Source organism: Streptomyces sp. NPDC007896 (assembly GCF_042959425.1).
Classification (GTDB): Bacteria; Actinomycetota; Actinomycetes; order Streptomycetales; family Streptomycetaceae; genus Streptomyces.
In genome coordinates this window covers 87,124-99,600 of record NZ_JBIBKX010000004.1, presented here as the reverse complement: position 1 = coordinate 99,600, position 12,477 = coordinate 87,124, and the positions used below count along the sequence as shown (strand labels likewise).

Genomic DNA, 12,477 nt, shown 5'->3' with positions numbered 1-12,477 from the left:
CGCTGTTCCTCGGCGAGTACCGGGATCAACCGGTGCCAGGAGTGGGTGCGATGGGGTGACTGACGGGTGTGCGCACCCCACTCACCTCATTTCGGGATTCGTTGCAGGATGCCCCTGAGTGTCCCGCGAACTTCCGGTCGGGGCACAGGTGATGCCGGAAATGGGCACCAGGACCACGTTCGACGCGGTTCGGGAGGCGATGGGCGTCGGCCGCGAGGCATCGGCCCGCGCGGGGCACAGCCCGGACGTCGCACCGACGCGGCGCCACACGCCCATGCCGAAGGCGAGCAGGAAGTGAGGTCGGACTCCGACAGGTCGAGTCCCTTCCGGCCGTCGTGCATCGGTGTGAGCGCGGTGATGATGGCCTATCAGAGGATGAAGAGCGCATTCGGGTGGTCTGCAAACCCCGAGCGCCTGCCGCCTGGCAGCTCGTCAGGACAGCCTCGTAACGTCGGTGAAGATGACGGTGGTTCGGAATCCGGTACCGCTGGCAACGCCGCGGTCTTTCGCTATCGGCCGTCTGAGATCAGCCGCATCAATCCGTCCCTCACTATTCCACGAGATGTGACCAAGTGAAACGTAGGCGATTGTGGGCAGGGCTCGCCGGAACGCTGGCGATTGCCACAGGCGTGACCGTCTGGGCGATTCAGCCTCATCCGACCCCGGCCACGGAATCCAAGTCCGCGCCAGGAACCTTGACGACGCGCCATCAGGTCGACGTGCTCATGCAGACCGCCCTTCTGCAACAGAGTGAGATCCACGACTCCAAGGGGGCGGCCGATACCTACAGGCGGCTGCTGAAACTGGACCCTCGCAACAAGGTCGCCTGGTACAACCTGGGCGTCATCGGGCAGCAGGACGGCACGCCGGACGATGCCCGTGCAGCCTACGACAAGGCTCTGGAGATCGATCCGTCGTTCACGTCGGCTCTCTTCAACGAGGCCATCCTGCTGAAGTCGAGCGACCCCGACCGGGCCATCGGACTCCTGAAGAAGTGCATCGCCGCCGATCCGAAGGCGGGAACGGCCTATCTGCAACTCGGTGAGGTCCTGGCGGAAAAGGACCGCGACGACGAGGCCGGGGAAGCATTCCGTCATGCCGTCGCGATCGATCCCTCCCTCCGTTCCCAAGTACCCGAAAGTTTCCGGGACTCCGTAACACCCCCCTCGACATCGAGCCAAGCAGGGAGCACCAGATGACGTCGACCGCGACTCCGAGGTTCTCCGTCTTCACGCCCAGCCACCAGCCTCGTTTTCTCGATGAGTGCCTGGCGACCCTGCAGGCGCAGACCTGTGCGGACTGGGAGTGGATCGTCCTGCTCAACAACGGCGCCCGGTGGCGGCCGGAGCGACCCGACGACAGGGTCCGGGTGGAGATCGCGGACGACCTCCGCGGCGTCGGCGCGGCCAAGCGCAGGGCCTGTGAACTGGCGCGCGGCGAGATCCTCGTGGAACTCGACCACGACGATCTCCTGGCCAAGGCCTGCCTGACGGAGCTCGGCAAGGCGTTCGACGCGCATCCCGAGGCCGTTTTCGTCTACAGCAACACCGCGCAGATCACCGAGGACGGGAAGCGGGACGAGAGCCGTTTCGACGAGACGTGCGGCTGGCAGTACGAGGAGGTGAACGTCGACGGCCGCAAGCTGCTCCAGGTCATCTCCCTGGCGCCGACGCCGCACAACGTCTCCTACATCTGGTACGCGCCCAACCACGTGCGCGCGTTCCGCAGGGACAGCTACGAGAAGGCCGGCGGTTACGACGCCGCGCGTACGGTGCTGGACGACCAGGACCTGATGTGCCGGCTCTTCCACGTCGGCGACTTCCACCACATCAACCGCTGCCTGTACCTCCAGCGGGTGCACCCCGCGAACACCCAGCGCGACCCGGAGATCAACGGGCACATCCAGCGCGAGACCGTCACCCTCTACGACAAGTACATCGAGGCCAACGCCCTCGCCTGGACCCAGCGGCGCGGACTGCTCGCGCTGGACCTCGGCGCGGCCCGCCGGAAGCCGCCCGGCTATGTGGGCGTGGACCAGCGCCCGGAAGAGGGCGTCGACATCGTCGCGACCCTGCCCGGGAAGCTGGACCTGCCCGACGGCTCCGTCGGCCTGATGCGGGCGGTGGAGTTCTTCGAGCACGTGCCCGCGAAGGTGCCGCTGATCAACGAGCTGTACCGGCTGCTGGCGCCCGGCGGCATGCTTCTCGTCATGTCGCCGAGCTCCGACGGCCGCGGGGCCTACCAGAACCCGGCGCACGTCGCCCACTACAACGAGAACTCCTTCTGGTACTACACGGACGACCAGTACCGTGCCTTCGTGCCCGAGATCGAGGCCCGGTTCCAGTCGTCGCGGCTGGTCACCTACTTCCCGACCGAGTGGCACTCCCAGAAGGACATCTCGTACGTGGTCGCCAACCTCATCGCGATGAAGGAGGGCACCCCGCGGTGCGGCGGACCGCTGCTGGTCTAGGGCCTGTACGCGGAAGGCGCCCGGCGGGACTGTCAGGTTCCGCCGGGCGCCTTTCTGCGTTGGCTTCCTCAGCTCGGCGGGCTTCCGCCGCTCGTGCGCGCCGCGGCGACCAGAGCGGCGAAGGCGGGCGCCTTCAAGGCCGCGGTCAGCTGGTCGTCCCAGCGGGGCAGTGGCGCGAGACCGGCCCGCAGCCAGTTGCCGTGACCGAGTACACCGAACGCCGGGCGGGCCGCCGGACGCGGGAACTTGTCCGAGTCGACCGGGCGGACGCGCTCAGGATCGAGTCCGCTGAGACGGAAGGTCTCACGCGCCAGGCCGCACCACGTGGTGTGGCCGGCCGCGGTGCCGTGGTAGATGCCCGCCGGTGCCCGACCGGCCAGGGCGGCACGGCCGAGGGCCGCCAGCTGCCGGGCGAGCGCACGGGACCAGGTGGGCTGGCCGTGCTGGTCGGCCACCACGTCCAGGGTCTCGCGCCGGGCTGCCAGTTCGAGCATGGTGGCCACGAAGTTGGGGCCGTGCGCGCCGTAGAGCCAGGCGGTGCGCACGATGTAGCCGGTGCCCGGCAGCAGTTCGGCGACGGCCCGCTCCCCTGCCAGTTTGCTCCGTCCGTACGCGTTGACGGGGCCCGTCGGTGCGTCTTCGGGGTACGGCCGACGGGAGTCGCCCGGGAACACGTAGTCGGTGGAGATGTGCAGCAGCAGGGCGCCACTGTCCGCGCAGGCGCGCGCGAGGTGGCGGACGCCCGCGCCGTTCACGGCTGTGGCCGCCGCCTCCGCCCGCTCGGCGCCGTCGACGTCCGTCCAGGCGGCGCAGTTGACGACCACCCCGTGACCGGTGACGGCCGCGCGGACGGCCGTCGGGTCGGTGATGTCGAGCTGGTCACGGCCCAGTCCCGTCACCGCGGCATCCGGATCGGCGGCGAGTTCGGCCAGTACGTCCTGGCCGAGGAGTCCGCGCGCACCGGTCACCAGCCAGCTCGTGGTCGTCACAGCACGGCCCTCTCCTTCAGCGGCTCCCACCAGGAGCGGTGTTCGCGGTACCAGGCGACCGTGGCGGCCAGCCCCTCCGTGAAGGACACCTGTGGCGTGTAGCCGAGCTGCTCGCGGATCTTGCTGTCGTCCAGCGAGTAGCGCAGGTCGTGGCCTTTGCGGTCGGCCACGTACTCGACCCTGTCCCAGCCCGCGCCGACCGCGTCCAGCAGCAGGCCGGTGAGCTTGTGGTTGCTCAGCTCGGTCCCGCCGCCGATGTGGTAGACCTCCCCGGCCCTGCCGCCGTGCAGGACCAGGTCGATGCCCCGGCAGTGGTCGGAGACGTGCAGCCAGTCACGGAGGTTGCGGCCGTCTCCGTACAGGGGGACCGTGTTCCCGTCGATCAGGTTGGTGATGAAGAGCGGGACGACCTTCTCGGGAAACTGGTACGGCCCGTAGTTGTTCGTACACCGGGTGACCACGACATCCAGGCCGTGGGTGCGATGGTAGGCGAGCGCCAGCAGGTCGGAGCCGGCTTTCGACGCGGAGTAGGGGGAGTTCGGAGCCAGGGGCCACCCCTCGGTCCACGAACCTTCGCGGATCGAGCCGTACACCTCGTCGGTGGAGACGTGGACGAAGCGGCCGACGCCGTGCCGGTGAGCCGCGTCCAGGAGCACCTGCGTGCCCATCACATTGGTGCGGACGAACGGACCGGCCCCGTCGATCGACCGGTCCACGTGCGACTCGGCGGCGAAATGGACCACCGCGTCCTGGGCCGCCATCACCTGGTCGACCACATCCGGGTCGCAGATGTCGCCCCGGACGAAGGTGTAGCCCGGGTGTTCAGCCACCGGTGCCAGATTTGCCTCGACCCCCGAATAGGTGAGTTTGTCGAGGACGGTGATCCGCGCTGTCGGGTCCGAATTCAGCCGCCGCCGGATGTATTCCGAACCGATGAATCCAGCGCCGCCGGTCACAAGGATGCGCATAGTTCTCAGAGTCTTTCTTACTGCCCGGGGTCCAGCACCAAGGCTTCAGACGCCGGGTCGCGGGCGCGGACACCATGCGAACGGTGCCCGCGAGGCCGAAGCCTCGGGGGCACCGTTCGCTCGATCTCAGCGAAAACGGATGGCCGACAGTGCGCCACCGTTCGTGTGGGAGTTACAGATCGTTGCAGATCACGTAGCCGTCGGTGGTGGAAGACCCGGGCGGTGCCGTGACGGCGGCCGGGGTGCCAACCTGCCAGCCAATGGGGGTGCTTCCCGTTGCGCTGGGGATGGGCTTGTTGACCGCGATGTTGGCGCCGCCTGAAGCGAATCCGCCGCCGGTGGCTTCGTCACCGGGCAGGCAGAAGATGTCCACGAACTTGGTGGGCTCAGTGAACGAGTCGTGAACGACGTACGTGTGGATGGTCTTGCCCTGAGCACCCTGAGCACCCTGAGCGCCCTGAGCACCTTGCGCGCCCTGGGCACCCTGCGCGCCCTGGGCACCCTGCGCGCCCTGGGCACCCTGGGCACCCTGGGCACCCTGGGCACCATTCTTACCCGGGTCACCCTGCGGGCCCTGAGCACCCTGGGCACCCTGGAAGCCCTGGAAGCCCTGCTCACCCTGCTCACCCTGAGCGCCCTGGGCACCCTGGAAGCCCTGGAAGCCCTGCTCACCCTGAGCACCCTGCGCGCCCTGAGCGCCCTGGGCCCCGTTCTTACCCTGGGCGCCCTGCGGACCCTGCGGACCCTGCGGACCCTGCGCACCCTGGGCGCCCTGGGCACCCTGGTGACCCTTCTTGCCCTGTGGACCCTGCGGACCCTGCGGCCCCTGGGGGCCCCGCTTGCCATCGTGGCCGCGCGGTCCCTGCGGCCCGCGGTCACCATGACCACCGCCGACGGCACTCTTGACGCCGTTCGGGCCGGGCAGCCCCGCGCTGACGTCGGCGCCGGACCTGTGGATCGCGTCGGCGATGGCCGTCGTGCTCGGGACGACGTTGAGTGCGACAGCAAGCGCGCTTGCCGACACCAGAGTGGCGGTCTTCAAGCGGGAACTTCGGATCGTTCTACGGCTCACCAGAGAACCTTTCTTGCGAACTTGGAGTGACCACATCGCATGCGCGCGCACTCGGTGCGCTTTACTCGCAAGCGTGTCGCGTACGCCTACGCCTACGGCTACGGACAGACCTATTCTTTACTCTCCGCGATTGAATGATCACGAGTTGCCCCGTGTCGTAAACGAGGATCACCCGTGCGGCCTCAATGCCGGACGGTCCGGGACGACCGGGACGACACCGGCCGCATTTCTCCGCGATTTCCCCGGATTTTCCTTCACAGGGCGGAGGAGGCAGATTCCGGCGAAGTACTGACTTTTCAAAGCGCGAGGTCGTGGAGACTGACACGCGGTGATTCGGGCGGCAGGGCGTCGCCGCGACCGTTGTCGCCCCGCCGCAAGGGCGGGGCTCCGCCGAAGGGCAGCTCTCTCAGGCCCTGCTCACGAGACTTCCGCGATACGCACTGCAGTCCTCGAAGGAGGGCAGCAGACCTTGCCGCTCGGCTTCCGCCAGCGTGGGCGCCGCGGCGTCCTTGTCGGAAAGACGCGGTGCGAGGTCCTCGGGCCAGGCGATGGCCAACGTCGGGTCGAGCGGGTCGATCCCGTGCTCGCGCTGCGGCGCGTATCCCTGCGAACACAGGTAGACGACGGTGGAGTTGTCCTCCAACGCCATGAAGGCGTGGCCCAGCCCTTCCGAGAGGTAGACGCAGCGGTGCGTCGTGTCATCGAGCCGCACCGCCTCCCATTTCCCGAAGCTCGGGGAACCGGTGCGGATGTCGACCACCACGTCGAGGACGGCGCCGCTGACGCAGGTGACGTACTTGGCCTGACCCGGCGGGACCGACGCATAGTGGATACCGCGAAGAGTTCCGCGAACCGAGCGAGAGCAGTTCGCCTGCTCGAGTGAGAACCCCTGGCCGATGGAATCGTGGAACCTGTCGCTCTTGAACCACTCGTGGAATCGCCCCCTGCTGTCCTCGAACGCCCTGGGTGTGTCCACCCAGGCCCCTTCGATGCCCAGTGGTCTCACGTGATTGCTTCCTTCCGCCACTCAGGTCTCTTCGCCGATTACTACGTCCTTGTCTTCGGGACATCCGTCGCGGGACTTTAGGCCGCACGGCGGCCGCCGTGTGCAGCCATTCGGTGGATTCTGACTACACAGGAGTTTGACCGAGGTCGAATAACGCAGGCTGCTGGCATCTTGATGGCCGCCACTCCCGGTTTCCTGAAGGGCTCTCGATGCAGAAATCGCCCACCAAAAGCGCAACGGTCCCGACGCAACAACCGCTCCTGCAGAAGGAGGCGATGCCCGACCCACCTCCCAAGGGCCGCTTCGACGGCACATGGTGGATCTGGGCCATGGCGGGAGCGCTGTTCGTGATGTACGCGGCGGTATCGCTCCGTCTCCACCAACGGATGCTCACGAGCAGCTATGACCTGGGAATCTTCGAACAGGTCGTCCGCTCATACGCGGAAGGGCACTTGCCGGTCTCCGAAGTGAAGGGCCAGGGCTTTCCCGTCCTGGGCGATCACTTCTCTCCCATCCTGGCGCTGGTGGCGCCTTTCTACTGGGTATGGCGGGGAGCGGAAACACTCCTTGTCGTGCAGGCCGCGCTCCTCGCCGTGAGCGTCGTCCCGCTGGCCCTGTGGGCGCGCCGAACCCTGGGTGGCCCGGCCGGTGCGGTGATCGGTGCCTGCTACGGGCTCTCCTGGGGAATCGCGAGTGGGGTCGGCTACGACTTCCACGAAGTGGCCTTCGCTGTTCCGCTCCTGGCGTTCTCGCTGACCGCCCTCGGCAATGACCGGCTGATGGCCGCGGCGTGCTGGGCTGTGCCTCTGCTCTTCGTGAAGGAGGACCTCGGACTCACGGTTGTCCTCATCGGTCTCGTCATCGCCCGGCGGGGCGACCGCGGGCTCGGACTGTTCACGGCCACAGCCGGCCTCTGCGGGTCGGTGCTGGCGCTGTTCGTAGTTCTGCCGGGCTTCAACCCGAGCGGGTCCTTCGCCTATTGGTCCCTGGTCGAGGACGGTTCTGGAGCACCGGGATCCAACGGCGCCAGTGCGGGCGGTCTGCTGGATCTGCTCCACCGGGGCACGATCGGTCTGGTCACCCCCGAGACCAAGGTGACGACACTCCTCCTCGTGCTCGCTCCCACCGTGTTCCTGGCCATGCGGTCCCCACTGCTGTGGGTCGCCGTGCCGACTCTGGTGTGGCGCTTCACGTCGAGCAACGGCCTGCACTGGGGGACCGGCTTCCACTACTCGCTCGTCCTGATGCCGATCGTTTTCGCGGCCTTCATCGACGCCCTGGTGCGACGTGGGACGAGCGGGCGCAGTCTGCGCCGCTACCTCGTGGGCTCCGCCGCCATCACCCTCGTGATCCTTCCGAACTTCTCTCTGTTCCAACTGGTCCAGCCGGACACCTGGCGGACCGACCCTCGCGTCGCCGTCGCCCATCGTCTGATGGACAAGATCCCCGACGGCGCCAGGGTCCAGGCGTCCAACGAGCTGGTACCCCAGCTCGTCCACCGTACGAGCGTCGGCCTCTACGGCTCGCCGGGCAGCCGCCCCAACCCTCAATGGATCATGGTGGACACATGGGTTCCGGACAGCGGACGAGGGTGGCCGGGCGAGCCACTGAGTGTTGAAGCGGAACAGTCGCAGTTGGCGGAGAACCGCCGTACGGAGTACGACCTGGCGGCGGAGCAGAGCGGCTTCGTGCTGCTGCACCACCGGGAGGCGAAGCCGCACCACCGGAGCTGATCGGGCATCAAAGGCATTCGGCGGGGCATCCGTGCGGACCGGGTCCCCGGGGTACCGGTGGCCGCCGCCGTCCATCCACATCCTGTGCGGGCAGGGTGGGACGGGCGGCGGCGACCAACCGTCACACAGGAGCTCCCGGCCCTGTCCGCAGCGGTTCTTCGCGACGCGATCCGCTGCCTCTTTGGGGCATGACGACGTAGCGGGAGTCCTCCAGAAGCCCCAGCAGATAGTGGCCGTATCCGCTCTTGAGCAGCGGCTGGGCCAGCTGCCGGAGCCGGTGGTCGTCGATCAGGCCGGCCCGCCAGACCGCCTCCTCGACGCAGCCGACCTTGAAGCCCTGACGCTCCTCGATCACCCGAACGAATTCCGAGGCCTGGACCATGGAGTTGAAGGTTCCGGTGTCAAGCCACGCGGTGCCCCGGTCGAGCCGGGTGACGTGCAGCGCCCCGGCTTCCAGATAGACGCGGTTGAGGTCGGTGATCTCCAACTCGCCCCTGGCACTCGGCCGTAGAGCGCGGGCGATGTCCACGACCTGGTTGTCGTAGAAGTACAGTCCGGGCACGGCGTACCGGGAGCGGGGCCGGTCCGGTTTCTCTTCGATGGACAGCGCTCGGCCCAGTTCGTCGAACTCCACCACGCCGTAGGCCGAGGGGTTGGCGACCTGATAGGCGAATACCCTGCCGCCCTTCAGATCGTCGTGGCGGGCCAGCCGTGTACCAAGGCCGCTGCCGTGGAAGATGTTGTCGCCCAGAATCAGGGCGACCGGCTCACCGTCGATGAAGTCGGCTCCCAGTACGAAAGCCTGAGCAATGCCCTCCGGGCGCTCCTGTGCCGTGTATTCCAGCCGCAGGCCCAGTTGGGTGCCGTCGCCGAGCAGACGACGGAACTGGAACTGGTCTTCGGGGGTGGTGACGATCAGAATCTCGCGAACACCGGCCATCACCAGTGTGGTTAGCGGGTAATAGACCATGGGCTTGTCGAACACCGGCAACAGCTGTTTCGACACCGAGCGGGTCAACGGCCAAAGTCGCGAGCCGGTGCCTCCGGCCAACAGGATTCCGCGCATGACGTCACCATAGGCGAATTACCCATGAATAAGCCCTTTTCACACCGTTCATGGCGCGCGTAAGGGTAGGCCCGATGCGGATCACGCGAAGTCGCCGCCGCCGGCCGCGTCGTGCCGTGCGCGAAAACGGGCCCGGTGTGCGCACCGTACGTCGTTGTACGGCGCGCACACCGGGCCCGTTCGTGATGTCGTCCCCGCGGCCGGCCTGGCGACGTCGCAGGTCAGGGCAAGTCGGACCGGCCGCGGAGTTCAGGGGTGGACGGCAGCCGCGAGGCCGCCGTCCACTCGGAACTCAGCCCAGGCGCCGCACCAGCGCGCGGTACTCGTCCCACAGTTCCTTCGGGGTGTGCTCGCCGAAGGTGTTGAGGTGCTCGGGCACGAGCGCCGCCTCCTCGCGCCACACGTCCTTGTCGACGGTGAGCAGGAAGTCGAGGTCGGCCTCGGAGAGGTCGAGCCCCTTGGTGTCCAGCGCACCCTTGGCCGGCAGGATGCCGATGGGGGTCTCGACGCCCTCGGCCCTGCCGTCGAGGCGGTCCACGATCCACTTCAGGACGCGGCTGTTCTCACCGAAGCCCGGCCACACGAACTTGCCCGCGTCGTTCTTGCGGAACCAGTTCACGTAGTAGATCTTCGGAAGCTTCGCCTGGTCCTTGTCCTTGGCGACGTCGACCCAGTGCCCCATGTAGTCGCCCATGTTGTAGCCGCAGAACGGCAGCATGGCGAAGGGGTCGCGACGCAGCTCGCCGACCTTGCCCTCGGCGGCAGCGGTCTTCTCGGAGGCCACGTTGGCGCCGAGGAAGACGCCGTGGTTCCAGTCGAAGGACTCCGTCACCAGCGGTACGGCGGTGGCGCGGCGTCCGCCGAAGAGGATCGCCGAGATCGGCACACCCTTGGGGTCCTCCCACTCGGGCGCGATGATCGGGCACTGCGAGGCGGGGACGGTGAAGCGGGCGTTGGGGTGGGCGGCGGGCGTACCGGACTCCGGCGTCCAGTCGTTGCCCTTCCAGTCGGTCAGGTGGGCCGGAGTCTCCTCCGTCATGCCCTCCCACCAGATGTCGTTGTCGTCGGTGAGCGCGACGTTGGTGAAGACGGAGTTGCCCCACAGCGTCTTCATCGCGTTGGCGTTGGTGTGCTCACCGGTACCGGGCGCGACGCCGAAGAAACCGGCCTCGGGGTTGATCGCGTACAGCCGGCCGTCCTCGCCGAACCGCATCCACGCGATGTCGTCGCCGATCGTCTCGACCGTCCAGCCGGAGACGGTGGGCTCCAGCATGGCGAGGTTGGTCTTGCCGCAGGCGCTCGGGAAGGCGGCGGCGACGTACTTGGACTCACCGGTGGGCGGGGTCAGCTTCAGGATGAGCATGTGCTCGGCGAGCCAGCCCTCGTCACGCGCCATGACGGACGCGATACGCAGGGCGTAGCACTTCTTGCCGAGCAGCGCGTTGCCGCCGTAGCCGGAGCCGTAGGACCAGATCTCGCGGGACTCGGGGAAGTGCGAGATGTACTTGGTGGAGTTGCACGGCCACGGCACGTCCGCCTGTCCCTCGGCCAGCGGCGCTCCGAGCGTGTGCACAGCACGCACGAAGAAGCCGTCGGTGCCGAGCTCGTCGAGGACGGGCTGTCCCATGCGGGTCATGGTGCGCATGGACACGGCGACGTAGGCGGAGTCGGTGATCTCGACGCCGATCGCGGAGAGGTCGGAGCCGAGCGGGCCCATGCAGAACGGGACGACGTACATCGTCCGGCCCTTCATCGAGCCGCGGAAGATGCCCTTCTCCCCCGCGAATATCTCCCGCATCTCGGCGGGCGCCTTCCAGTGGTTGGTCGGGCCCGCGTCCTCCTCCTTCTCGGAGCAGATGAACGTCCGGTCCTCGACCCGCGCGACATCGGTCGGGTCGGAAGCGGCGTAGTAGGAATGCGGGCGCTTGATCGGATCGAGCTTCTTGAAGGTGCCCTTGTGAACGAGCTCCTCGCACAGGCGCTCGTACTCGGCCTCGGATCCGTCACACCAGACCACGTTGTCCGGCTGGGTCAGTTCTGCGATCTCGTTGACCCACGAGATCAGTTCCTTGTGCTGGGTGGGGACGGTGGAGGGAGCCGCGATGTCGCGCGCCACGATTGCTCCTAGATGAGGGGTTTTTTGTTGAGGCCCCGTGGGGGCTGCGACCCGGATGCTTCGGGGTGTAGAGACCCAAGGCGCTCATCCGGTGCCGACCGCACTCATTTGATCATCCGACGGGTTCGCCCATATGTCCAGAGGGCCTCACACGTGAGCGGAGTGACCATCGCCACGTGTATCCGCGATTCTTTGCGTACACGTTGGGTTCAGCTGAAGGTTTTTTTGCGCGTGCGCCGCCTTGCGCCACGCTCGTGAGAACATGGCCACTCTTGGCTGTTCAGTGCGCCGTACTGACACGTAACTTACGGTTCCGTAGGTAGGATTCCGCCTATGACTGCGCCCGTCCCCGACGCGCCCACGGACTCGCCGGCCGCAGGCCGCAGTCCCGCAGCGCTCTCCCCGTCGCATCCGGTCAAGCCCAAGCTCCGCGGCTGGCTGCACCTCGGCATGTTCCCGGCCGTCCTGATCTCCGGTCTGGTGCTCACCGCTCTGGCCAGTTCCACGCGGGCCCGCATCGCCTGCGGGATCTTCGTCCTGACGGCCTGCCTCCTGTTCGGAGTGAGCGCGCTCTACCACCGCGGCAACTGGAGCCCGCGGATGGACGGCGTGCTGCGCAGACTCGACCACGCCAACATCTTCCTGATCATCGCCGGCACCTACACACCGCTGACGATGCTGCTGCTCCCCGGCGCCAAGGGGCAGTGGCTCCTGTGGAGCATCTGGGCCGCCGCGGCGGCGGGGATCATCTTCCGGGTGTTCTGGGTCGGCGCCCCGCGCTGGCTCTACACCCCCTGCTACATAGCGATGGGCTGGGCGGCCGTCTTCTTCCTGCCGGACTTCATGCGCACGGGCGGCATCGCCGTGCTGGTCCTGGTGATCGTCGGCGGACTGCTCTACAGCGCGGGCGGAGTGATCTACGGGATCAAGCGCCCCAACCCCTCACCCCGCTGGTTCGGCTTCCACGAGGTCTTCCACTCCCTCACCCTCGCGGCGTTCGTCGTGCACTACGTGGGCATCTCACTGGTGGCCTACCAGCACGGGTAGCGCACCCCCC

Annotated in this window: 12 protein-coding genes; 6 read left to right on the top strand and 6 right to left on the bottom strand. The window is 67.5% G+C overall.

Annotation, left to right across the window (positions count from 1 at the left end; translation table 11 throughout):
• Window positions 1–160: 160 nt before the first annotated feature.
• From ACFZDJ_RS15060 to ACFZDJ_RS15050, 3 genes are all read left to right on the top strand, one after another.
• Window positions 161–298, top strand: coding sequence for a hypothetical protein (locus tag ACFZDJ_RS15060; protein ID WP_391059351.1), 138 nt, complete (start codon window positions 161–163; stop codon window positions 296–298).
• A 331-nt stretch (window positions 299–629) separates the two neighbouring features.
• Entirely contained in the window at window positions 630–1,199 is a 570-nt protein-coding gene (locus ACFZDJ_RS15055; protein ID WP_391059349.1) for a tetratricopeptide repeat protein, read from the top strand.
• Complete coding sequence (locus tag ACFZDJ_RS15050) at window positions 1,196–2,470, top strand: glycosyltransferase (protein WP_391059341.1); 1,275 nt, start codon at window positions 1,196–1,198, stop codon at window positions 2,468–2,470. Before ACFZDJ_RS15055 ends, ACFZDJ_RS15050 begins: the two co-directional genes overlap by 4 nt.
• 68 nt (window positions 2,471–2,538) lie before the next feature.
• On the opposite strand, the gene rfbD is transcribed toward ACFZDJ_RS15050, so the two are convergent.
• The 3 genes from rfbD to ACFZDJ_RS15035 all read right to left on the bottom strand — a co-directional run bounded on the left by rfbD (window position 2,539) and on the right by ACFZDJ_RS15035 (window position 4,800).
• Window positions 2,539–3,459: a dTDP-4-dehydrorhamnose reductase gene (gene rfbD, locus ACFZDJ_RS15045; protein ID WP_391059339.1), complete on the bottom strand. Its 921-nt coding sequence runs from the start codon at window positions 3,457–3,459 to the stop codon at window positions 2,539–2,541.
• On the bottom strand, window positions 3,456–4,427 hold the full coding sequence (gene rfbB / locus ACFZDJ_RS15040; protein WP_391059337.1) for a dTDP-glucose 4,6-dehydratase: 972 nt from the start codon (window positions 4,425–4,427) through the stop codon (window positions 3,456–3,458). The genes rfbD and rfbB overlap by 4 nt, the downstream gene beginning before the upstream one ends.
• Before the next feature lie 172 nt (window positions 4,428–4,599).
• Entirely contained in the window at window positions 4,600–4,800 is a 201-nt protein-coding gene (locus ACFZDJ_RS15035; RefSeq protein ID WP_391059335.1) for a hypothetical protein, read from the bottom strand.
• Between the two features lie 27 nt (window positions 4,801–4,827).
• On the opposite strand from ACFZDJ_RS15035, the gene ACFZDJ_RS15030 reads away from it, so the two are divergent.
• On the top strand, window positions 4,828–5,529 hold the full coding sequence (locus tag ACFZDJ_RS15030) for a hypothetical protein (RefSeq protein WP_391059332.1): 702 nt from the start codon (window positions 4,828–4,830) through the stop codon (window positions 5,527–5,529).
• 376 nt (window positions 5,530–5,905) lie between these two features.
• On the opposite strand, the gene ACFZDJ_RS15025 is transcribed toward ACFZDJ_RS15030, so the two are convergent.
• Entirely contained in the window at window positions 5,906–6,505 is a 600-nt protein-coding gene (locus tag ACFZDJ_RS15025; protein WP_168510750.1) for a dTDP-4-dehydrorhamnose 3,5-epimerase family protein, read from the bottom strand.
• Window positions 6,506–6,780: 275 nt separating this feature from the next.
• Between ACFZDJ_RS15025 and ACFZDJ_RS15020 the strand changes: the two genes are divergently transcribed.
• On the top strand, window positions 6,781–8,238 hold the full coding sequence (locus ACFZDJ_RS15020) for a DUF2079 domain-containing protein (protein WP_391059329.1): 1,458 nt from the start codon (window positions 6,781–6,783) through the stop codon (window positions 8,236–8,238).
• A gap of 121 nt (window positions 8,239–8,359) precedes the next feature.
• Here the strand turns inward: ACFZDJ_RS15020 and rfbA are convergent, their stop codons facing one another.
• A complete protein-coding gene (rfbA, locus tag ACFZDJ_RS15015) occupies window positions 8,360–9,304 on the bottom strand; it encodes a glucose-1-phosphate thymidylyltransferase RfbA (protein WP_168510746.1) in 945 nt (314 codons plus the stop codon).
• 292 nt (window positions 9,305–9,596) lie between these two features.
• Complete coding sequence (locus ACFZDJ_RS15010) at window positions 9,597–11,420, bottom strand: phosphoenolpyruvate carboxykinase (GTP) (protein ID WP_168495060.1); 1,824 nt, start codon at window positions 11,418–11,420, stop codon at window positions 9,597–9,599.
• A gap of 333 nt (window positions 11,421–11,753) precedes the next feature.
• Between ACFZDJ_RS15010 and ACFZDJ_RS15005 the strand changes: the two genes are divergently transcribed.
• Complete coding sequence (locus ACFZDJ_RS15005; RefSeq protein ID WP_054234786.1) at window positions 11,754–12,467, top strand: hemolysin III family protein; 714 nt, start codon at window positions 11,754–11,756, stop codon at window positions 12,465–12,467.
• Window positions 12,468–12,477 lie beyond the last annotated feature (10 nt).